The sequence below is a fragment of the Pseudomonas sp. Y24-6 genome, from assembly GCF_020295325.1.
Taxonomy (GTDB): Bacteria; Pseudomonadota; Gammaproteobacteria; order Pseudomonadales; family Pseudomonadaceae; genus Aquipseudomonas; species Aquipseudomonas gregormendelii.
On record NZ_JACBXG010000002.1, the window covers coordinates 68,605 to 89,038 of the forward strand.

Annotated in this window: 23 protein-coding genes; 11 read left to right on the forward strand and 12 right to left on the reverse strand. The window is 60.5% G+C overall.

Going from position 1 to position 20,434, the window contains the following annotated elements:
* Positions 1-10: 10 nt before the first annotated feature.
* A complete protein-coding gene (locus HYI44_RS03990; protein ID WP_122841138.1) occupies positions 11-334 on the forward strand; it encodes a DUF3392 domain-containing protein in 324 nt (107 codons plus the stop codon).
* 128 nt (positions 335-462) lie between these two features.
* Here HYI44_RS03990 and trmB read toward each other — a convergent pair whose 3' ends face one another.
* The 4 genes from trmB to HYI44_RS04010 all read right to left on the reverse strand — a co-directional run bounded on the left by trmB (position 463) and on the right by HYI44_RS04010 (position 2,733).
* Positions 463-1,188, reverse strand: a complete 726-nt coding sequence (trmB, locus tag HYI44_RS03995) for a tRNA (guanosine(46)-N7)-methyltransferase TrmB (protein ID WP_045059818.1) — start codon at positions 1,186-1,188, stop codon at positions 463-465.
* A gap of 9 nt (positions 1,189-1,197) precedes the next feature.
* Complete coding sequence (locus tag HYI44_RS04000; RefSeq protein ID WP_122841137.1) at positions 1,198-1,992, reverse strand: thiazole synthase; 795 nt, start codon at positions 1,990-1,992, stop codon at positions 1,198-1,200.
* Between the two features lie 60 nt (positions 1,993-2,052).
* Positions 2,053-2,253, reverse strand: a complete 201-nt coding sequence (thiS, locus tag HYI44_RS04005; protein ID WP_007897898.1) for a sulfur carrier protein ThiS — start codon at positions 2,251-2,253, stop codon at positions 2,053-2,055.
* A gap of 108 nt (positions 2,254-2,361) precedes the next feature.
* On the reverse strand, positions 2,362-2,733 hold the full coding sequence (locus tag HYI44_RS04010) for a DUF423 domain-containing protein (protein WP_122841136.1): 372 nt from the start codon (positions 2,731-2,733) through the stop codon (positions 2,362-2,364).
* Between the two features lie 73 nt (positions 2,734-2,806).
* On the opposite strand from HYI44_RS04010, the gene mtgA reads away from it, so the two are divergent.
* Positions 2,807-3,529, forward strand: a complete 723-nt coding sequence (gene mtgA / locus HYI44_RS04015; protein ID WP_225568835.1) for a monofunctional biosynthetic peptidoglycan transglycosylase — start codon at positions 2,807-2,809, stop codon at positions 3,527-3,529.
* Between the two features lie 149 nt (positions 3,530-3,678).
* On the opposite strand, the gene rpoH is transcribed toward mtgA, so the two are convergent.
* From rpoH to ftsY, 4 genes are all read right to left on the reverse strand, one after another.
* The gene (gene rpoH / locus HYI44_RS04020; RefSeq protein WP_045059814.1) at positions 3,679-4,533 is read right to left on the reverse strand and encodes an RNA polymerase sigma factor RpoH; all 855 of its coding nucleotides are present in this window, start codon (positions 4,531-4,533) and stop codon (positions 3,679-3,681) included.
* A 113-nt stretch (positions 4,534-4,646) separates the two neighbouring features.
* The gene (gene ftsX / locus HYI44_RS04025) at positions 4,647-5,669 is read right to left on the reverse strand and encodes a permease-like cell division protein FtsX (protein WP_225568836.1); all 1,023 of its coding nucleotides are present in this window, start codon (positions 5,667-5,669) and stop codon (positions 4,647-4,649) included.
* A complete protein-coding gene (gene ftsE / locus HYI44_RS04030) occupies positions 5,666-6,337 on the reverse strand; it encodes a cell division ATP-binding protein FtsE (protein WP_045059812.1) in 672 nt (223 codons plus the stop codon). The genes ftsX and ftsE overlap by 4 nt, the downstream gene beginning before the upstream one ends.
* Positions 6,334-7,806 carry a signal recognition particle-docking protein FtsY gene (gene ftsY, locus HYI44_RS04035; RefSeq protein WP_225568837.1) on the reverse strand — a complete coding sequence of 491 codons (1,473 nt, stop codon included), beginning with the start codon at positions 7,804-7,806 and terminating at the stop codon, positions 6,334-6,336. Before ftsY ends, ftsE begins: the two co-directional genes overlap by 4 nt.
* A gap of 343 nt (positions 7,807-8,149) precedes the next feature.
* On the opposite strand from ftsY, the gene HYI44_RS04040 reads away from it, so the two are divergent.
* The 4 genes from HYI44_RS04040 to HYI44_RS04055 are packed head-to-tail and all read left to right on the forward strand — an operon-like array spanning position 8,150 to position 12,657.
* Entirely contained in the window at positions 8,150-9,505 is a 1,356-nt protein-coding gene (locus HYI44_RS04040; protein ID WP_045059810.1) for a M16 family metallopeptidase, read from the forward strand.
* Complete coding sequence (locus HYI44_RS04045) at positions 9,498-10,988, forward strand: M16 family metallopeptidase (protein ID WP_225568838.1); 1,491 nt, start codon at positions 9,498-9,500, stop codon at positions 10,986-10,988. Before HYI44_RS04040 ends, HYI44_RS04045 begins: the two co-directional genes overlap by 8 nt.
* Complete coding sequence (rsmD, locus tag HYI44_RS04050) at positions 10,988-11,602, forward strand: 16S rRNA (guanine(966)-N(2))-methyltransferase RsmD (protein ID WP_122841131.1); 615 nt, start codon at positions 10,988-10,990, stop codon at positions 11,600-11,602. The genes HYI44_RS04045 and rsmD overlap by 1 nt, the downstream gene beginning before the upstream one ends.
* A gap of 29 nt (positions 11,603-11,631) precedes the next feature.
* On the forward strand, positions 11,632-12,657 hold the full coding sequence (locus HYI44_RS04055; protein ID WP_263868212.1) for a hydrolase: 1,026 nt from the start codon (positions 11,632-11,634) through the stop codon (positions 12,655-12,657).
* A gap of 104 nt (positions 12,658-12,761) precedes the next feature.
* Here the strand turns inward: HYI44_RS04055 and HYI44_RS04060 are convergent, their stop codons facing one another.
* The gene (locus tag HYI44_RS04060; protein WP_225568839.1) at positions 12,762-13,616 is read right to left on the reverse strand and encodes a sulfurtransferase; all 855 of its coding nucleotides are present in this window, start codon (positions 13,614-13,616) and stop codon (positions 12,762-12,764) included.
* Between the two features lie 15 nt (positions 13,617-13,631).
* A complete protein-coding gene (locus HYI44_RS04065; RefSeq protein WP_225568840.1) occupies positions 13,632-14,321 on the reverse strand; it encodes a TetR/AcrR family transcriptional regulator in 690 nt (229 codons plus the stop codon).
* A gap of 149 nt (positions 14,322-14,470) precedes the next feature.
* Here HYI44_RS04065 and HYI44_RS04070 point away from each other — a divergent pair, with 149 nt between their 5' ends.
* The 5 genes from HYI44_RS04070 to HYI44_RS04090 all read left to right on the forward strand — a co-directional run bounded on the left by HYI44_RS04070 (position 14,471) and on the right by HYI44_RS04090 (position 19,221).
* The gene (locus HYI44_RS04070; protein ID WP_122841128.1) at positions 14,471-15,901 is read left to right on the forward strand and encodes a coniferyl aldehyde dehydrogenase; all 1,431 of its coding nucleotides are present in this window, start codon (positions 14,471-14,473) and stop codon (positions 15,899-15,901) included.
* Positions 15,902-15,926: 25 nt separating this feature from the next.
* Positions 15,927-16,472: a twin-arginine translocation pathway signal protein gene (locus tag HYI44_RS04075; protein ID WP_122841127.1), complete on the forward strand. Its 546-nt coding sequence runs from the start codon at positions 15,927-15,929 to the stop codon at positions 16,470-16,472.
* Between the two features lie 128 nt (positions 16,473-16,600).
* A complete protein-coding gene (locus HYI44_RS04080) occupies positions 16,601-18,196 on the forward strand; it encodes a GMC family oxidoreductase (protein WP_225568841.1) in 1,596 nt (531 codons plus the stop codon).
* Positions 18,197-18,311: 115 nt separating this feature from the next.
* Positions 18,312-18,791 (forward strand): pantetheine-phosphate adenylyltransferase, encoded by a 480-nt coding sequence (gene coaD / locus HYI44_RS04085; RefSeq protein WP_045059801.1) that lies wholly within the window; start codon positions 18,312-18,314, stop codon positions 18,789-18,791.
* 178 nt (positions 18,792-18,969) lie between these two features.
* Positions 18,970-19,221: a YfhL family 4Fe-4S dicluster ferredoxin gene (locus tag HYI44_RS04090; RefSeq protein WP_028621174.1), complete on the forward strand. Its 252-nt coding sequence runs from the start codon at positions 18,970-18,972 to the stop codon at positions 19,219-19,221.
* Positions 19,222-19,244: 23 nt separating this feature from the next.
* Here HYI44_RS04090 and HYI44_RS04095 read toward each other — a convergent pair whose 3' ends face one another.
* Entirely contained in the window at positions 19,245-19,568 is a 324-nt protein-coding gene (locus HYI44_RS04095) for a hypothetical protein (protein WP_045059800.1), read from the reverse strand.
* A gap of 52 nt (positions 19,569-19,620) precedes the next feature.
* Positions 19,621-20,433 carry a bifunctional DNA-formamidopyrimidine glycosylase/DNA-(apurinic or apyrimidinic site) lyase gene (gene mutM / locus HYI44_RS04100; RefSeq protein ID WP_045059799.1) on the reverse strand — a complete coding sequence of 271 codons (813 nt, stop codon included), beginning with the start codon at positions 20,431-20,433 and terminating at the stop codon, positions 19,621-19,623.
* Position 20,434 lies beyond the last annotated feature (1 nt).

Consider the following 20,434-nt stretch of genomic DNA (forward strand, 5'->3'; position numbering starts at 1 on the left):
GGGAAAACGAATGGATTTGGTACTCGACCTCCTCGCCACGGTGTCTCGCTGGAGCCGCAGCAACCTCTCGGAAATCGCCCTGGCCCTGGTGGGGTGCCTGTTGGTCTTGTTTGGTGCAGATTTCAAAGGTTGGGTCGAGCAACGCCTGGGCAGCGTCGCGGGCGCCTTGCGCGTCCCAATGATGGCCTTGCTGTGCATGGTCGGCAGCGGTGCCGCACTGATTTATGCGACGCCGTGGATCGTCAAGGGCCTGAGCCAGTTCAACAACTACAGCCTGGCGCCGGTGCTGGTCGTGGTGCTGGTGTTGATTGGTGTAGTGGCTGACCGCCGCTGATTCTGAACACGCCACAAAAACTGTGGGAGCGGGCTTGCCCGCGATAGCGGTCTGACAGTCAACACAGTTGTTGAATGTTATGGCGTCATCGCGGGCAAGCCCGCTCCCACAGGATTTTGCATTACGGTTCAGGACTGCTTTTCGAACTTCAGATCCCACACGCCATGCCCAAGACGTTCACCACGGCGTTCGAACTTGGTGATCGGCCGCTCCGCCGGGCGCGGTACGCACTTACCGTCCTCGGCCAGGTTGCGATAACCCGGCGCGACGTTCATCACTTCCAGCATGTACTCGGCGTACGGCTCCCAGTCCGTGGCCATGTGCAGCACGCCGCCGACCTTCAACTTGCTACGCACCAGCTCAGCGAACGACGCCTGAACGATACGACGCTTGTGGTGACGACTCTTGTGCCATGGATCCGGGAAAAACAGCATCAGGCGATCAAGGCTGTTATCCGCCACGCAGCGGTTGAGCACTTCGATCGCATCGCAATCGTAGACTCGAAGGTTGGTCAGGCCCTGGGTCAGCACGCCATTGAGCAGCGCACCAACACCCGGACGGTGCACCTCAACGCCAATGAAATCCTGCTCCGGCGAAGCCGCAGCCATTTCCAGCAAGGAATGGCCCATGCCGAAACCGATTTCCAGGGAGCGCGGCGCAGAGCGGCCAAACACTTGATCGAAGTCCACCGGCGCATCGGCGAGCGGCAGCACGAACAGTGGCGTGCCCTGCTCCAGGCCTTTCTGCTGGCCTTCGGTCATGCGCCCGGCGCGCATCACAAAACTCTTGATACGACGGTGTTGGCGCTCTTCGCCTTCTTCCGGCTGGATAGGCGTTTCTTTTGATTCAGTCATCAATGGCTCTTACTTGATCAGACCATCCAGCGGCGAGGAGGCGCTGGCATAGAGTTTTTTCGGCATGCGACCGGCGAGGTAGGCCAGACGGCCCGCGACGATCGCATGTTTCATGGCTTCGGCCATCATGACCGGCTGCTGGGCATGGGCGATAGCCGAGTTCATCAGCACCGCCTCGCAGCCCAGTTCCATGGCAATCGTAGCGTCGGAAGCGGTACCCACACCGGCATCCACCAGTACGGGAATCTTGGCTTCTTCGAGGATGATCTGCAGGTTGTAAGGGTTGCAGATCCCCAGTCCCGTGCCGATCAGACCGGCCAGCGGCATCACCGCGATCACACCGATTTCCGCCAGCTGACGGGCAATGATCGGGTCATCGCTGGTGTAGACCATCACATCAAAACCTTCCTTGACCAGCACTTCGGCAGCCTTCAGGGTTTCAATCACGTTGGGAAACAGGGTTTTCTGGTCCGCCAGCACTTCGAGCTTCACCAGGTTGTGGCCGCCCAGCAGCTCCCGGGCCAGCCTACAGGTGCGCACGGCCTCGGCGGCATCGAAGCAGCCTGCCGTGTTCGGCAGGAAGGTGTAGCGATCCGGCGACAGGACTTCGAGCAGGTTCGGTTCGCCCGGGTTCTGGCCAAGGTTGGTACGGCGCACGGCGAAGGTCACGATCTCGGCACCCGAGGCTTCGATGGCCAGGCGGGTTTCTTCCATGTCACGGTACTTGCCTGTGCCTACCAGCAAACGCGACTGGTAGGTACGACCGGCCAGGACGAAGGGCTTGTCGCTACGAACGATGCTCATGGGAAATCCTCTGTTGGGGTGAGGTTCTTGCAGAATTCTGTGCCCTTGCGGGCCGGGCGACTAGCCGCCGCCGATGGCGTGCACAACTTCGACTGAATCACCGTCGTTCAAGGTGGTTTCGGCATGCTGGCTGCGCGGGACGATGTCCAGATTGAGCTCGACCGCTACCCGGCGTCCGGTAAGTTCCAGACGGGTCAGCAGGGCCGCAACGGTTTCACCGTCGGGCAGTTCAAGGGATTCGCCGTTCAACTGAATGCGCATGCCGCAGGCCACCATCATTTTAAGGGGCTGGCATTCTAGCCCGATCAACCAGATCGACCCAAGCCATTCGTCTTGAAACGCAATCCCCCGGTAGGAGGTTTGGTTACCTCAGGCCAGGCGCCAGGCGGCAAGACCCAGGCAAAACCAGCCCACCAGAAACGCCAGCCCGCCAAACGGGGTGATGATCCCAAGTTTGCTGATGCCCGTCATGGTTAACACATACAAGCTGCCGGAAAACAGCAGGATGCCGATCGCAAACGAAGCACCTGCCCACGTGACCAGGCGTCCCGGCATTTGTGTCGCCAGCAGCGCCACGCCCAGCAATGCCAGGGTATGCACCAATTGATAAGTGACGCCGGTGTGGAATATCGCAAGGTATTCAGGCGTCAGGCGACTCTTCAGGCCATGGGCAGCGAATGCGCCCAGGGCAACTCCGGTAAAGCCGAAAAAAGCGGCCAGCATCAGAAAGCCACGCAGCATGAGAACTCCAGTCAGACTCGATCAACAGGGTCTGTATAATGGCCCGCTCAACGGGTTCGGCCAAGCCATCTCTATGCTGCGTTTAATTGTACGAAGATTCACCAAGGCCGTGCTCTGGTTCGCGGGCGGCAGCGTATTGCTGGTGCTGATATTTCGCGTGGTGCCGCCCCCGGGAACGGCCTTGATGGTCGAGCGCAAGATCGAGTCATGGTTCGACGGCGAGCCCATTGACCTGCAACGCACCTGGAAACCCTGGGATGAGATCTCCGACGACCTCAAGCTTGCAGTGATTGCCGGTGAAGACCAGAAATTCCCGGAGCACTGGGGATTCGATTTTGGCGCGATTCAAAAAGCCCTGGCTCACAACGAGCTCGGCGGTTCGATTCGGGGCGCCAGCACCTTGAGCCAGCAGGTGTCGAAGAACCTGTTCTTGTGGTCCGGCCGCAGCTGGCTGCGCAAAGGCCTGGAAGCGTGGTTTACCGGGTTGATAGAAGTGCTCTGGCCCAAGCAGCGGATTCTTGAGGTTTACCTCAACAGTGTGGAGTGGGATGAGGGCGTGTTTGGCGCAGAGGCGGCAGCGCGGCACCACTTTGGTGTTAGCGCAAAAGGGCTCAGTCGTCAGCAATCCAGCCTGCTGGCGGCAGTCCTGCCAAACCCGCGAGTCTGGAGCGCGAGCCATCCCACCAGCTATGTTGCGCGACGCGCAGGATGGGTTCGACAACAGATGGGCCAGCTGGGTGGCGACAGCTATCTGCTGGGCCTGAACGGCTCGCGTCGGCCGCCTTGGGCGCAATGAACGCCCAAAGCAAAAGATCGCAGCCTTCGCCAGCTACAGGTGTACACATTTATCTGTAGGAGCTGCCGAAGGCTGCGATCTTTTGATCTTATGAACAAAAACGCCCCGATCATCGCTGATCGGGGCGTTTTTCATGGCGTTCGCCAGAGTTACGCCGCGATAGACAACTTGAGCTTGTTCATCGCGCTCTTCTCAAGCTGACGAATACGCTCGGCCGACACGTTGTACTTCTGCGCCAGGTCATGCAGCGTGGCTTTCTCTTCAGCCAACCAGCGCTGATAAAGAATGTCACGACTGCGGTCGTCCAGCACTTCCAGCGCCTCATGCAGGTTGTGGTTGGAGTTGTCACTCCAGTCAGCGTCCTCCAGTTGACGTGCCGGGTCGTACCGGTGGTCTTCCAGATAGTTGGCTGGCGACTGGAAAGCACTATCGTCGTCTGCTTCGGCAGCCGGGTCGAAGGCCATGTCATGGCCGGTCAGGCGACTTTCCATCTCGCGCACTTCACGCGGCTCAACGCCGAGGCTTTCCGCCACGCGGTGAACTTCCTCGTTATTCAACCATGCCAGACGTTTCTTCTGGCCACGCAGGTTGAAGAACAGCTTGCGCTGGGCCTTGGTGGTCGCGACCTTCACGATGCGCCAGTTGCGCAGGATGAACTCGTGAATCTCCGCCTTGATCCAGTGCACGGCAAACGAAACCAGACGCACACCCATTTCCGGGTTGAAGCGCTTCACGGCCTTCATCAGGCCGACGTTGCCTTCCTGGATCAGGTCAGCCTGAGCCAGACCGTAGCCGGAATAGCTACGAGCAATGTGTACGACAAAACGCAGGTGGGCGAGCACCATCTGCCGAGCCGCCCCCAAATCCTGCTCATAATAGAGACTCTCGGCCAGTTCACGCTCCTGCTCCGGCGTCAGCAATGGAATGCTGTTCACCGTGTGCACATAGGCCTCCAGGTTCGCACCCGGGACCAGAGCATATGCAGGTTGCAAAGAATTGGTCATACGAAAAAACCTCCGTCTTACATAACTCGTGCAGTTCAGCACTGCGAAAATTGACCGGAAACTGAAGAATAAGTTCCCATAAACGCTGAAAGGTCAATACGAGCAAAATGATATTACTTCGGCGCAAGCTCCCGCAGGTGGCGTGCGACTGCAATCCATGCACCGATATACCCCAACAGCACCGCGCCAAGCAAGAGTGACAGACCATCGGCAACCGGTACTCCGGCCAAGGCGAAATCACTGCCATACAAACCGGCCAGGCCGACCACCGCATCGTTCAGCCAGTCCAGGCCAAACGCCAACAATCCCCACGAAAAAATCCCTGCACCGAAGCCATACAGCGCGCCCATGTACAGAAAGGGCCTGCGTACATAACTGTCAGTGCCGCCCACGAGTTTAATCACTTCTATCTCTGTGCGGCGGTTTTCAATATGAAGACGAATGGTATTGCCTATCACCAAAAGTAATGCAGAAACCAGCAGCACGGTCAGACCGAAGACAAAACGGTCGCCCAGTTTCAGGATCGCGGCCAAACGCTCGACCCAGACCAGATCAAGTTGCGCCTGCTGCACCTTTGGCAACTCGGAAAGTTTTTGTCTCAATGCTTCAAGAGCGGGCTTGTCGACCTCATTCGGGGTGACCAGTACCACGCCAGGCAGCGGGTTTTCGGGCAGCTCCTTGAGCGCGTCGCCCAGGCCTGACTGCTGCTGAAACTCTTCGAGCGCCTGGTCGCGGCCTACGTATTGAGCATCGGCGACGCCGGGGATAGCTTTTATCTGCTCACGCAATGCCTCCCCCTGCTCAGCGCTGGCGTCGAGTTGCAGGTACAGGGAAATCTGCGCCGCACGCTGCCAGGAACCACCTAGACGCTCGACGTTACCTAGCAGAAGTGACAGCCCCATGGGCAGGCTCAGCGCGACCGCCATCACCATGCAGGTGAAAAAGCTGCCAATAGGCTGCTTGCCCAAACGACGCAGGCTGTCCATCAGGCTGGCGCGATGGCTTTCGATCCAGGCATGGAACAACGTGGCAAAATCGGGGCCGTCATCGTCGTCGCGTTTTTTCTTCTGCGGTTGCGGATCGGCGGCCTTCGGGGCCACGCGCTCGGAAACCTTGGGACTACGAGTCGCACTCATACGCCGGCCTCCCCGTCACCGATCAATCGACCGCGCTGCAGGGTCAGCATGCGGTGACGCATGCGGGCGATCAATGCCAGGTCGTGACTGGCGATCAGCACGCTGGTGCCGAGGCGATTGATGTCTTCAAATACCCCCATGATCTCTGCCGCCAGGCGCGGGTCGAGGTTACCGGTGGGTTCATCCGCCAGCAGCAAGGCCGGGCGATGGACGATGGCCCGGGCTATGCCGACGCGCTGTTGTTGACCAGTAGAGAGGTCCCCCGGGTACAGGTCGGTCTTGTCGGAAAGCGCCACACGCTCAAGGGCGGAGTCGACGCGCTTGACGATCTCGGCCTTCGACAAGCCGAGTATCTGCAGCGGCAAGGCAATGTTATTGAACACCGTACGATCGAACAGCAGCTGGTGATTCTGGAACACTACCCCGATCTGACGCCGCAAAAAGGGGATCTGCGCATTGCTGATGGTGGCCAGGTCCTGCCCGGCCAGCAGCAACTTGCCGGTAGTCGGGCGCTCCATGGCCAACAACAGCCGCAGCAATGTACTTTTACCGGCGCCGGAATGCCCGGTTACAAACAGGAACTCGCCCCGACGGACCCGAAAGCTCAGCTCGTGCAAGCCGACGTGACCGTTCGGATAGCGTTTACCGACCTGTTCGAAACGAATCATGAACGCTCCCGCTCGGCAAACAGTGCCTGGACAAAGGGTTCTGCTTCAAAAGTACGCAAGTCATCGATGCCTTCGCCGACACCAATGTAGCGAATAGGCAAGCCGAACTGCTTGGCCAGGGCGAAAATCACCCCGCCCTTGGCCGTGCCATCGAGCTTGGTCAGCGCCAGCCCGGTCAATTCAACGGTCTGGTTGAATTGCTTGGCCTGGTTGATGGCGTTCTGGCCGGTCCCCGCGTCAAGCACCAGCAACACTTCGTGCGGCGCGTCCGCATCGAGCTTGCTGATCACCCGGCGAACCTTCTTCAGTTCTTCCATCAGGTTGTCTTTGGTATGCAGGCGCCCGGCCGTATCGGCTATCAATACATCGATGCCCCGAGCCTTCGCGGCCTGCACGGCGTCAAAGATAACCGATGCCGAGTCGGCGCCAGTGTGTTGGGCGATCACCGGGATCTTGTTGCGCTCGCCCCAGACCTGCAACTGCTCGACCGCAGCGGCACGGAAGGTGTCACCGGCGGCCAGCATGACTTTCTTGCCTTCGAGCTGCAGCTTTTTGGCCAGCTTGCCAATCGTGGTGGTCTTGCCGGCACCGTTGACGCCAACGACCAGAATGACGAATGGCTTGTTCTGTGAGGTGATTTTCAGTGGCTGCTCAACCGGCTTGAGCATGGCGGCCAACTCCGCCTGCAGCGATTTATACAGCGCAGCCGCATCGGCCAACTCCTTGCGCGCGACCTTCTGGGTCAGGCGCTGGATGATCACCGAAGTGGCTTCGACGCCAACATCGGCTGTCAGCAGGCGGGTTTCGATGTCTTCGAGCAATTCGTCATCGATGAACTTCTTGCCCAGGAACAGGCTGGCCATGCCCTCGCCAATGCTGGCGCTGGTCTTGGACAAGCCTTGCTTGAGCCGCGCGAAGAAACCCGCCTTGGATTCTTCGGTTCGCACAGGCTCTGCAACAGGCTCGATGATGGCAACCGACGTCTCGACCACTGGCGCTGGTGCCGGAGCGGGTGCTGGTGCTGGTGCTGGCACTGGCACCACTGCAACAGCCTCAGGCTCAGCCAATACCACCGGGGCGACAGGCGGCTCCACAAACAGTGCCTGAGCGGGCTCCGGCGCGACAACCGTCGGTGCCGGGATTGGCGGCGGCAGGTGCGGTGCCAGTTCATCCTCGACCAACGCCACCGGTTCTTCCGCGACGGGCAATTTTAACCAGGGTTCGGCGACCGGAACCGGAGTCGAGGGTTGCTCAGCCACGACTTCAGGTTCAGGCTCGACGATCGGCTGCAGCACCGGCTCGGCGATCGGCAGGACAATCGGCGCCGGCTCCTCATCCAGTACCGGCTCATTAAGTGGCTGTGGCTGTTCGACGACGGTTTCCTGCGGCTTTTTGCGCAGCCATCCGAACAGGCCTTTCTTCTCGCCAGCCGCAGCTGGGGTCTTCTTGTCGTCGTTGGAACCAAACATGGAGGACGGCTATCTCACGGTAGCGACGCGCCCACAGGCGCCTCGGCAAATAAATATTCAATGCTGAACAGACTGCAATAGATCGAGCTTGTTCACGCGCAACATTTTGTAGAGGTGTACGGGACACCTCAGGAAAACGATTTAACACAGGACTGATGCGGCAAAATCGGCGAAAAAGCAGAACTCTGCCAATAAATGCCGAATTCCCGTCGCGAACCCATACAACCTGATCAAGCATCAAGGCCTGATAGGCGTGGCCGCCGCTAAAACGGATCAGTATCCTAGCACCCTCTCGCCCGCCGACGCTAAGACCAAGCGGGCCGCCCAACAGGTTTAAAAACGAATGAATGCTCTTGCCCGCCGCGCTGCAGGCCTGCTGCTCAGCACAGTTTGTCTGCCACTCTCAGCCTTGGCTGCCGATCCCCAACCCACCCACGAATTCACCCTGGACAACGGCCTCAAGGTCGTAGTGCGCGAAGACCATCGAGCGCCGGTGGTCGTTTCCCAGGTCTGGTACAAGGTCGGCTCCAGCTACGAGACACCAGGCCAGACTGGCTTGTCTCATGCACTGGAACACATGATGTTCAAGGGCAGCGAAAAAATCGGCCCCGGTGAAGCCTCGCTGATCCTGCGCGACCTGGGCGCTGAAGAGAACGCATTCACCAGCGACGATTTCACGGCCTATTACCAGGTGCTGGCCCGTGATCGCCTCGGCGTCGCCTTCGAGCTTGAAGCCGACCGCATGGCCAGCCTGCGCCTGCCACCCGACGAGTTCGCCCGTGAAATCGAAGTCATCAAGGAAGAGCGCCGCTTGCGCACTGATGACAAGCCCATGTCCAAGGCCTATGAGCGCTTCAAGGCCATGGCCTACCCGGCCAGCGGCTACCACACGCCGACCATCGGCTGGATGGCCGACCTGGACCGCATGAAGGTCGAGGAGCTGCGCCATTGGTACCAATCCTGGTACGTGCCGAACAATGCCACCCTGGTGGTGGTCGGCGACGTCACTCCAGACGAGGTCAAGACCCTGGCCCAGCGCTATTTCGGCCCGATCCCCAAGCGTGACGTGCCGTCAGCCAAGCAGCCTCTGGAACTGGCCGAGCCCGGTGAAAGGAAGATCACCCTGCACGTGCAGACCCAATTACCGAGCCTGATGCTGGGCTTCAATGTGCCGAGCATCGCCACGGCTGAAGACAAGCGCTCGGTCAACGCGCTGCGCCTGATCTCGGCCCTGCTGGACGGCGGCTACAGCGGCCGCATCCCGACCCAACTGGAACGCGGTGAAGAACTGGTGTCCGGCGGTTCGTCGAGCTATGACGCCTACACCCGTGGCGACAGCCTGTTCACCTTGTCGGCGACCCCCAACACCCAGAAAAACAAAACCATCGCCCAGGCCGAGGCCGGCTTGTGGAAACTGCTCGACCAGTTGAAAACCACCGCACCTGCCACTGAAGAGCTGGAGCGGGTGCGCGCACAGGTCATCGCCGGCCTGGTCTACGAGCGCGACTCGATTACCAGCCAGGCCACCTCCATTGGCCAACTGGAAACGGTAGGTCTGTCGTGGAAACTGATGGACACCGAACTCGCCGACCTGGAAAGCGTGACCCCGCAAGACATCCAGAAGGCCGCCAAGCTGTATTTCACCCGCGAACGTCTCAGCGTCGCCCACGTACTGCCACAGGAGACGACTCATGAGTGAGCGTAAAAAACCGCGCCTGGCGCTGATCGGCCTCGTCGTTGTCGCGCTGATCGGCTCCGCGACCGTCTACTTGCTGCGGCCCGACGACTCGACAGCCAGCGAGGCCCTCGACAAGGCCAAGTCCAGCCAGAAGCTGCAATCCCTGGCCGAACTCGATGGCAAGGCGCCGAGCCACCGCTCCCTGGATGTGCAGACCTGGAACACCGCCGAAGGCGCCAAAGTGCTGTTCGTTGAGGCTCGCGAGCTGCCGATGTTCGACCTGCGCCTGATTTTCGCCGCCGGCAGCAGCCAGGACGGCGACGCGCCAGGCCTCGCCCTGCTGACCAATGCCATGCTCAACGAAGGCGTTGCAGGCAAGGACGTCGGCGCTATCGCCCAGGGTTTTGAAGGCCTGGGCGCCGATTTTGGCAATGGTGCATTCAAGGACATGGCGCTCGCCTCGCTGCGCAGCCTCAGCGCCGCAGATAAACGCGCGCCGGCCCTGGAGCTGTTTTCCGAAGTAGTGGGCAAACCGAGCTTTCCGGCTGACTCCTTTGCGCGCATCAAGAACCAGATGCTCGCCGGCTTCGAATACCAGAAGCAGAACCCTGGCAAACTCGCAGGCCTGGAGCTGATGACCCGTCTTTACGGCGACCACCCCTACGCCCACTCGAGCGATGGCACGGCGAAAACCGTTCCTGCAATTACCCTGGCGCAACTTAAGGCCTTCCATGAGAAAGCCTATGCCGCTGGCAACGTGGTCATTGCCCTGGTCGGAGACCTGTCTCGCGCCGATGCCGAGGCCATTGCCGCACAAGTGTCCAGCGCCCTGCCAAAAGGCCCGGCACTGGCGAAAATTGCGCAACCGGCAGAGCCCCAGGCCAGCATCGGGCACATCGAGTTCCCTTCCAAGCAGACCAACCTGATGCTCGCGCAACTGGGCATCGACCGTGAAGATCCGGACTACGCCGCATTGTCCATGGGCAACCAGATTCTCGGCGGTGGCGGTTTTGGTACTCGGCTGATGACCGAAGTCCGGGAGAAACGCGGCCTGGCTTACGGTGTCTACTCCGGCTTCACGCCCATGCAGGCGCGCGGCCCATTCATGATCAACCTGCAGACCCGCGCCGAAATGAGCGAAGGGACCTTGAAACTGGTGCAGGACGTCCTCGCCGACTACCTCAAGACCGGCCCAACCCAGAAAGAACTCGACGACGCCAAGCGCGAACTGGCCGGCAGCTTCCCGCTGTCGACGGCCAGTAACGCCGACATAGTCGGCCAACTGGGCGCCATGGGGTTCTACAACCTTCCGCTGAGTTACCTGGACGATTTCATGCGTCAGTCGCAAAGCCTGACCGTCGAGCAGGTCAAGGCTGCATTGAACAAACACCTGAGCACGGACAAAATGGTCATCGTCAGCGCTGGCCCGACCGTGCCGCAAAAGCCGTTACCGGCCCCTACTGATAAACCTGCCGAGCAACCGCTCGGGGTTCCGGAGCATTAATGGCCAGTTCTCGCCCTAAAAAACCTGTTCACAACGTGCATAACGGCGTGAACCAATTGCGCATCATCGGCGGCGAATGGGGCAGCCGAAAGCTGAGCTTCCCCGACGCACCAGGCTTGCGCCCGACGCCGGACCGGGTGCGTGAAACCCTGTTCAACTGGCTCGCGCCTTATGTCGCCGGGGCGAAAGTGTTCGACCCCTTCGCCGGCAGTGGCGCGCTGTTCCTCGAGGCACTGTCCCGAGGCGCCGCCCTGGGCCAGGCGCTCGACGCCAGTAACATTGCCGTGTCGAGCATCAAGGAGCACCTGGGTACGCTGCGTTGCACCACCGGGCAAATCCAGACGGCCGACGCATTGCGTTACCTGGAAACCCAGGCCGCCGTGGCCTACGACCTGGTATTCCTCGACCCGCCGTTCAACCAGAACCTGTTGCCAACCGTGTGCACCCTGCTTGAGGAGCGCCAGTGGCTGGCCGACGAGGCCTGGATCTACACCGAGAGCGAAAACGCGCCATCCAGCCTTGGCTTGCCAGGCAACTGGCGCCTGCATCGGGAGCAGAAATCCGGGCGGGTGTACTACGCGTTGTGGCAACGTATGGCACAGATCGCCGGTTAATCGACCCGCCTGAAAAGGTGCCTGCCTCAATGGAAGCAGGCACCGCCGCCTCGAGAGTAATCGTGCACCCTCCGTCAGAACGCTTCAGCCCCGCCTTCGGCCTTGGTAACCCGCACTTGCAAACATTGTGGGGACCGCTGTGGCGTAAAACCACCCACATTGGACGCGAGCGCGAGCGCCTGTGGCTTGAGGATGGTGACTTTCTTGACCTCGACTGGCATGGCCCGCATGGCGCCGACACCCCGCTGGTGCTGGTCCTGCACGGGCTGACCGGCTCTTCCAATTCACCTTATGTCGCGGGCGTGCAAAAGGCGCTGGCGGCCCAGGGCTGGGCCAGCGTTGCACTGAACTGGCGCGGCTGCTCGGGGGAACCGAACCTGTTGCCGCGCAGTTACCATTCCGGCGCCAGCGATGACCTGGCCGAAACCCTCAAGCACCTGCGCGCCAGGCGGCCACTCGCTCCGTTGTACGCAGTCGGTTATTCCCTGGGCGGTAATGTGTTGCTCAAATACCTGGGTGAAAGTGGCCGTGACAGTGGCTTGCAGGGTGCGGTGGCGGTATCGGTGCCCTTTCGCCTGGATCAATGTGCAGATCGCATCGGCCAGGGTTTTTCAAGGGTCTATCAGGCGCATTTCATGCGCGAAATGCTGGCCTACATCAAGAACAAACAACGCCAGTTCCAGCATGACGGGCGCGAAGATGGGCTGGCGTCCCTGGCGGCCTTGGGCTCTCTGGAGAACATGCGCACTTTCTGGGACTTCGATGGCCGGGTGACCGCTCCACTGCACGGGTATGCCGATGCCGAAGATTACTATCGCCGAGCGTCGAGCCGTTATTTCCTCGGGCAGATCCAAACGCCAACGCTGATGATCCAGGCGGCAGACGATCCGTTTGTATTCCCGCACAGCCTGCCCCGAGCCGACGAGTTATCCCCGTGCATCCAGTTCGAATTGCACGCCGCAGGTGGGCATGTCGGGTTTGTCGAGGGTTCGATCAGGCAACCGGGATACTACCTGGAGCGGCGCATCCCAGCGTGGCTGGCAAACCCCCTGTAGGAGCGAGCTTGCTCGCGAGAAACCCGAGAGCGCCGCGGGGTGCCTGATTTCCCGCGTTATCGTTCATCTCCATCGCGAGCAAGCTCGCTCCTGCAGGTACAGGATTATTCGCCTTTGGCGACGCCTCGCGCAGGATCGTTGATCCATTCGCTCCAAGACCCCGCATACAAAGCTCCCAACGGATAACCCGCCAGGCACAGGGCGAACAGGTTATGGCACGCCGTCACCCCGGAGCCGCAATAGGCCACCAGCTCCGTCGGCGAACGGTCTGCCAGTTTCGCCGCAAAGCGCTGCTTTAGCTGATCGGCCGGCAAGAATCGCCCGTCGCCGCCCAGGTTATCGGTGAATGCTGCGCATTGCGCCCCGGGAATATGCCCCGCCACCGGATCGATCGGCTCCACTTCGCCCTTGAAACGAGCCAGGGCACGAGCATCGAGCAAAGTCATGGCCGGCTGGTCGAGACGCTGCTGCAATTGTTCGCAGCTCAGCACCAACGAGGCGTCCGGCTCACCGGTGAAGGTGCCCCGCTCTTTACCGGGTGCATCCAGGCTCAGTGGCAGGCCGGCGGCATGCCAGGCCTTGAGTCCGCCATCAAGGATGAACACGCCATCACGCTTGCCCAGCCAGGCCAGCAACCACCAGGCCCGCGCCGCGAACGCACCAGGACCGTCGTCATACAGAACCACTTCACTGTCGGCATTGATGCCCCATGCCTGCAGGCGTTCAATCAGGTCTTCGGGGTTTGGCAATGGATGTCGACCGGTCACGCCCTTGACGACAGCCCCGCTCAAATCCCGCTCCAGGTCGGCAAAACTCGACCCGGCGATATGGCCCTCCGAGTAACTGCGCTGGCCGTAGTCCGGATCCTCCAGGGCAAAACGACAATCCAGGATCACCAGCCCCGGCTGCTCCTTCTTCAGGTCCAACGCGTGCGGGCTGATCAACTGCGCAATAGGCATAACGGGCTCCTGTGATTAAAGCGGTTGTGATTCCTCATGCGCTTCTTCGAGCGCCTGACCCAGCGGCACATAAAATTCTTCGTACAGCGCATTGACCTCATCACGCGCCTGATCCGTGACGAAGCCCGCCTCCAGCACCAGCACCTGATACACCCCACGCTTGACGGCTTGCTCACTCAAGTGATTGGAATTTTCCCGCGTCGTGCAGAGAAAACGCACCCAGGAGGTCAGGATAATCCAGGCGTTGAGGGTCAGGGACTCGATCTGCACCTTATCCATGCGCAGGATCCCGGCCTCGACGAAGCCGGCGTAGATGTGCGTGCCATGGATCAGGCAGCGCTGGGAAAAGCGTCGGTAGCGCCCGGCCAACTCCGGATCGCTGTCGAGCAGGTGCTCGAGGTCACGATGCAGGAAGCGATACCGCCACATGGCTGCCAGCAGTTCCTTAAGGTAGAAACGCTTGTCCTCCACCGTGGAAGCGCGGCCCTGGGGTGGACGCAGGAAGCTGTCCACCAGGCTTTCGTACTCACTGAAGAGCACGGCGATGATCGCCTGCTTGTTAGGGAAGTGGTAGTAGAGGTTGCCCGGAGAAATCTCCATATGGGCAGCAATGTGGTTAGTGCTAATGCTGCGTTCGCCTTGCTGGTTAAACAGCTCGAGGCTGTTCTGCACGATGCGCTCGCTGGTTTTTATTCGAGGGGCCATGGCTTGAGCTTTAATTCAGGAATGCGATGGAGAGCATCTTACGGCCTATCCGCAACCGGATAAAACAAAGCTGCACCAGGATGTCAGTTGACTTTATAGAGCATAAACTCTAGAAAGTTATCCAGTAAAATAAAAATCCGGAGCTGATCATGACCGCTGACGTCGCCTACCTGCAAAACCTGCAGCAGCCGTTGGAAGAACTACGCAGCCTGTTTGAAGCTCAACGCGCTGCGTACGCTGCCAACCCTATGCCTCCTGCAGCTCAGCGTCAGCAATGGCTCAAAGCGTTAAGGGATTTGCTCAGCACTGAGCGCCAGGCCCTGATCGACGCTATCAGCCAGGATTTCAGCCACCGCAGCGCCGATGAAACCCTGCTCGCTGAACTGATGCCCAGCCTGCATGGCATCCATTACGCGAGCCAGCACCTGAAAGGCTGGATGAAGCCCTCGCGACGCAAAGTCGGAGTTGCGTTCCAGCCTGCTTCAGCCAAAGTCGTGTACCAGCCCTTGGGCGTGGTCGGCGTGATCGTGCCGTGGAACTATCCGCTGTACCTGGCCATTGGGCCTCTGGTTGGCGCGTTGTCGGCGGGTAACCGGGTGATGCTCAAACTCAGCGAATCCACGCCAGCCACCGGATTGCTGCTAAAGGAACTGCTGGGACGGATTTTCCCCCAGGATCTGGTCTGCGTCGTGCTCGGTGAAGCTGATGTTGGCGTAGCATTTTCCCGGCTGCGTTTTGACCATCTGCTGTTCACCGGCGCCACCAGTATCGGCAAGCACGTGATGCGCGCGGCAGCGGAGAACCTGACGCCGGTCACCCTGGAACTGGGCGGAAAATCCCCCGCGATCGTGTCCCACGATGTGCCGCTCAGAGACGCCGCCGAGCGCATCGCCTTTGGCAAGACGCTAAACGCCGGGCAAACCTGCGTGGCCCCCGACTACGTGCTGGTGCCGCACGACCGGGTCGGTGGCTTCGTTGAAGCCTATCGCCAGGCCGTTCGCGGGTTTTATCCGACACTGGCGGACAACCCGGACTACACCGCCATCATCAATGACCGCCAACTGGCGCGCCTCAACGGCTACATCAGCGACGCTACCAGCAAGGGCGCGCTGCTGATACCGCTGTTCGAGCAGGGTCAGGGACGCCGCATGAGCCATAGCCTGCTGCTCAACGTCAGCGATGACATGACCGTGATGCAGGACGAAATCTTCGGCCCGTTGCTGCCGATCGTGCCCTATACGGACCTGGCGCAAGCATTTGCCTACATCAACCAGCGCCCCCGTCCGCTCGCCCTGTATTACTTCGGCTACAACAAGGGCGAACAGCAGCGCGTTCTCCATGAAACCCACTCCGGCGGTGTCTGCCTCAATGACACCCTGCTGCACGTCGCACAGGACGACATGCCGTTTGGCGGCATCGGCGCATCCGGCATGGGCCATTACCACGGCCACGAGGGTTTTCTGACGTTCAGCAAAGCCAAGGGCGTTTTGATCAAGCAGCGCTTCAATGCGGCGAAGCTGATCTATCCGCCTTATGGCAAGGCCATCCAGAAGCTCATCCAGAAGCTGTTCATCCGCTAAACATCATCGCCGGGTAATAACAATAATGAATCCCAGCCTGTCCGATACACCCGCGCTATCACGTCGCGGCCTGCTGAAATTCAGCCTGGGCGCCACGGCTTTCCTTGCCACGGCCGGTTTGGGCGCAAGCCTCAGCGGCTGCTCCTCAAGCACGCCGGCCAGCGGTTTCGCAATCCTGCGCCGAGGGGACCTGATGTTTTTGCGAGCACTGATTCCAGTGATGCTCGAAGGCGCGGTGGCTACCGAGCAAATGCCGCAAGCCGTCGATAGCACCCTGAAAAATCTGGACAACGGCCTCAATCACCTCTCGCCGCAAATGCTCAAGCTGACCCAGCAGTTGTTCGACGTGCTCGGCTTGACCGTCACTCGCGGCCCGCTGACCGGCGTTTGGGGCAGTTGGGAGAATGCCAGCGCCGATGAAGTCCGGCAGTTCCTTGATCGCTGGGAAAACAGTTCGTTAAGCCTGCTGCGCATGGGCCATAGCTCACTGCTGCAGCTGGTGATGATGGCTTGGTATAGCCGGCAGGAGTCGTGGGCACATTGCGGGTATCCGGGGCCGCCTGCTGTCTGAGACCGGGGGAATGCCATCGCGAGCAGGCTCACTCCCAACTTTATCGCGTACGCCCTGTGGGAGCGAGCCTGCTCGCGATGGCGTCGGTAGCCTCACCACAAAACCAAAACAATAACGAGAACCCGAACATGCCCGTACCTGATCCGTTCCGTGAAGGCCTGGCCCGCGGCTGGAAAACCTACAACGGTTCGCAACTGACCGAGGACCTGACCCTGGAAGCCGACGTGGCAATCATCGGCAGCGGCGCCGGCGGCGGCACCACGGCAGAAATCCTCAGCGCCGCCGGATTCAAGGTGTTGCTGATCGAAGAAGGTCCCCTCAAGACCAGCAGCGACTTCAAGATGCTCGAAGACCAGGCCTACACCAGCCTCTATCAGGAAGGTATCGGCCGCATGAGCAAGGACGGCGCCATCACCATCCTGCAAGGGCGCGCGGTGGGCGGCACCACGCTGATCAACTGGACATCGAGCTTTCGCACCCCGCCCCCGACGCTCGAACACTGGGCCCGGGAACATGACGTAAAAGGCCACAGCCCTGCCGACATGGCGCCGTGGTTCGAGAAAATGGAGCAGCGGCTCGGGGTCGCCCCCTGGATGGTACCGCCCAACGCCAATAACGACGTCATCCGCAAAGGCTGCGAAAAACTGGGCTACAGCTGGCACGTGATTCCGCGCAACGTTCGGGGCTGCTGGAACCTGGGTTACTGCGGCATGGGCTGTCCGACCAATGCCAAGCAGTCAATGCTGGTGACGACCATTCCCGCCACCCTGGAAAAAGGCGGTGAATTGCTCTATCTGGCTCGCGCTGAAAAGCTCTCGATCAAGGACGACAAGGTCATCGGCCTGAGCTGTGTCGCGATGGATGAGCGCTGCGTTGCGCCCACGGGAAGGACGATCACGGTCAAGGCGCGACATTACGTACTGGCCGGCGGCGCAATCAACAGCCCGGCGCTGCTGCTGCGCTCCGCGGCCCCCGATCCGCACAAGCGCCTGGGCAAACGCACGTTCCTGCATTTGGTGAACATGTCCGCCGCCCTGTTCGATGAGGTGATCAACCCGTTCTACGGCGCTCCGCAGTCGATCTACTCCGATCACTTCCAGTGGCAGGACGGTACCAGCGGCAAGATGTCCTACAAACTGGAAGTACCACCGCTGCACCCAGCGCTCGCCACCACGCTGCTGGGCGGCTTCGGCGAAGAGAATTCCCGACACATGGAGAATTTACCGCACACCCACGCCATGTTGGCGCTGCTACGTGACGGCTTTCACCCGGACAGTCCCGGCGGCAGCGTCGAATTACGCGGTGACGACACCCCGGTGCTCGACTATCAGGTTTCTGCCTATGCCTGGGACGGCTTGCGCCGGGCGTTCCACAGCATGGCCGAAATCCAGTTTGCCGGTGGCGCCAATGCAGTGATGCCGATGCATGCCGATGCTCGCCACGTCAAAACCCTGGCCGAAGCGCGCACGCTGATCGACAGTTTGAGCCTGGAGCTCTACCGCACCCGCTTGGGCAGTGCCCATGTGATGGGCGGTTGCGCCATGGGCGAAGAGCCGAAAAACGCCGTGACCGACAGCCTCGGCCGTCATCACCAGATCAGCAACCTGTCGATCCATGATGGCTCGCTATTCCCCACCAGCATTGGTGCAAACCCTCAATTATCGGTGTACGGACTGACCGCGCAACTGGCCACCGCGCTCGCCGACCGTTTAAAAAATCCGTGAAAACGAGGACTATTCCCATCGTCTATAGTGCTTTCTTACCCAACAGGCGACTTGGCCGACCGGGAATGCTGCGATACCATCCGACTCCCCAACGGACTCCCGCCAGGACGACGCGATGAACCGAGTGTTGTACCCAGGTACCTTCGACCCTATTACCAAGGGCCATGGCGATCTGGTCGAACGCGCCTCGCGCCTGTTCGATCACGTGATCATTGCCGTCGCCGCCAGCCCGAAGAAAAACCCCTTGTTTCCCCTGGAACAACGGGTGGAGCTGGCTCGCGAGGTCACCAAGCATCTGCCGAACGTGGAAGTGGTCGGTTTCTCGACGCTGCTGGCGCATTTCGCCAAAGAGAAAAACGCCAACGTCTTTCTCCGTGGATTGCGAGCAGTGTCGGACTTCGAATACGAATTTCAGCTGGCCAACATGAACCGTCAGCTTGCACCGGATGTGGAAAGCCTGTTTCTCACTCCATCCGAGCGATACTCGTTCATCTCCTCGACGCTGGTCCGTGAAATTGCGGCCCTGGGCGGCGATATCACCAAATTCGTGCACCCTGCGGTGGCGGATGCCCTGACCGAGCGCTTCAAGAAATAACGCAGGCTGCAGGAGCCAGCTTGCTGGCGATGAACGTTAACGATGACGCGCGGGCTGCCTGGATAAACTTGGCGCTCTCCCGTCCATCGCGAGCAAGCTGGCTCCTGCAGCGCCAATACGGCACAATTGCGCGCATTGGTTTATAGCGCCCGGGTCTTCCACCCTGGCTGGAGTTAGCATGTCCCTGATCATCACCGACGATTGCATCAACTGCGACGTCTGCGAGCCCGAATGCCCGAACGCCGCCATCTCCCAAGGCGAAGAGATCTATGTGATCGACCCCAACCTGTGCACGCAGTGCGTCGGCCACTACGACGAGCCACAGTGCCAGCAAGTGTGCCCGGTGGATTGCATTCCGCTGGATGAGGCACATCCGGAAACTGAAGAGCAGTTGATGGCGAAGTATCGGGTGATTACCGGTAAGGTCTGATTTCTGGAGTGTTGCAACTGGCCTCACTCCCGCTGCTCAAACCCCTCCCCAATGCACCCAAGGCACCGCACAAACGCTGCCCGCGCCGGGTCCACCACCAGTGCCTGCCCCGCATCCCCAATGCCGCCGCCCAGCGCGGTGAAGGGAAGCGACACTACAAACGCCCCGGCACCGATCACCGTCGCCACCACCAGCAAGGGTCGGGCGATCAGCAAGTCGCCGATCATGGCGTAGGCCGGGGGATTCTGGATGGTGTAGCGCGGGTCGCCGCTGCCATTGCTGGCTGCCAGCACTGGCGCTGCAACGCTCAATAACAACACGACGACTAGGGTTCGAAACGAATTCATGGCACGGTCCTTCGGCTGAGCAGTGAACACAGACTATAGCCCGTAGGACCAGTCAACTTTGACAACGAGGGCAAAAGACACTCGCACGCTGCCCCAGCTTCACTTCCCGCAACCCGGTTCCGCAGACCTTGCAGTGCTCGCCACCACGGCCGTAGACAAACAATTCCTGCTGGAAATAACCCGGCTGGCCGTCACCGCCGATAAAGTCGCGCAAGGTGGTGCCGCCGCGCTCGATGGCGTGGATCAGGATGCGCTTGATCTCGATGGCCAGTTTCAGATAGCGCGCCCGGGAAATGCTCTTGGCCTCGCGGCGCGGGTCGATTCCAGCGGCGAACAGCGCCTCGGTCGCATAGATATTGCCCACCCCCACCACCACTGCGTTATCCATGATGAACGGCTTGACCGCCATGGATCGCCCACGGGACTGTTGAAACAGGCGCTCGCCGTCGAACAGCTCGGTCAACGGTTCCGGCCCCAGGCGTACCAGCAGCTCGTGATTGAGCGGGTCAAGGCTCCAGAGCATGGCGCCGAACCGTCGCGGGTCGGTGTAGCGCAGGGCCAGGCCTGATTCCAGCTCGATGTCCACGTGCTCATGCTTGGCCGCCGGGGTGCCGGCCTCCACCAGGCGCAAGTTGCCGGACATGCCCAGGTGGCTGATCAAGGTGCCAACTTCGGCATTGATCAGCAGGTACTTGGCGCGCCGCTCCACCAGCACGATGCGCTGCCCGGACAAGCGCACATCGAGGTCTTCGGGTATCGGCCAGCGCAGGCGTCGATCACGCACAATCACCCGGCTGACGCGCTGGCCTTCAAGGTGTGGCGCGATCCCGCGGCGAGTTGTTTCAACTTCTGGCAGTTCAGGCATG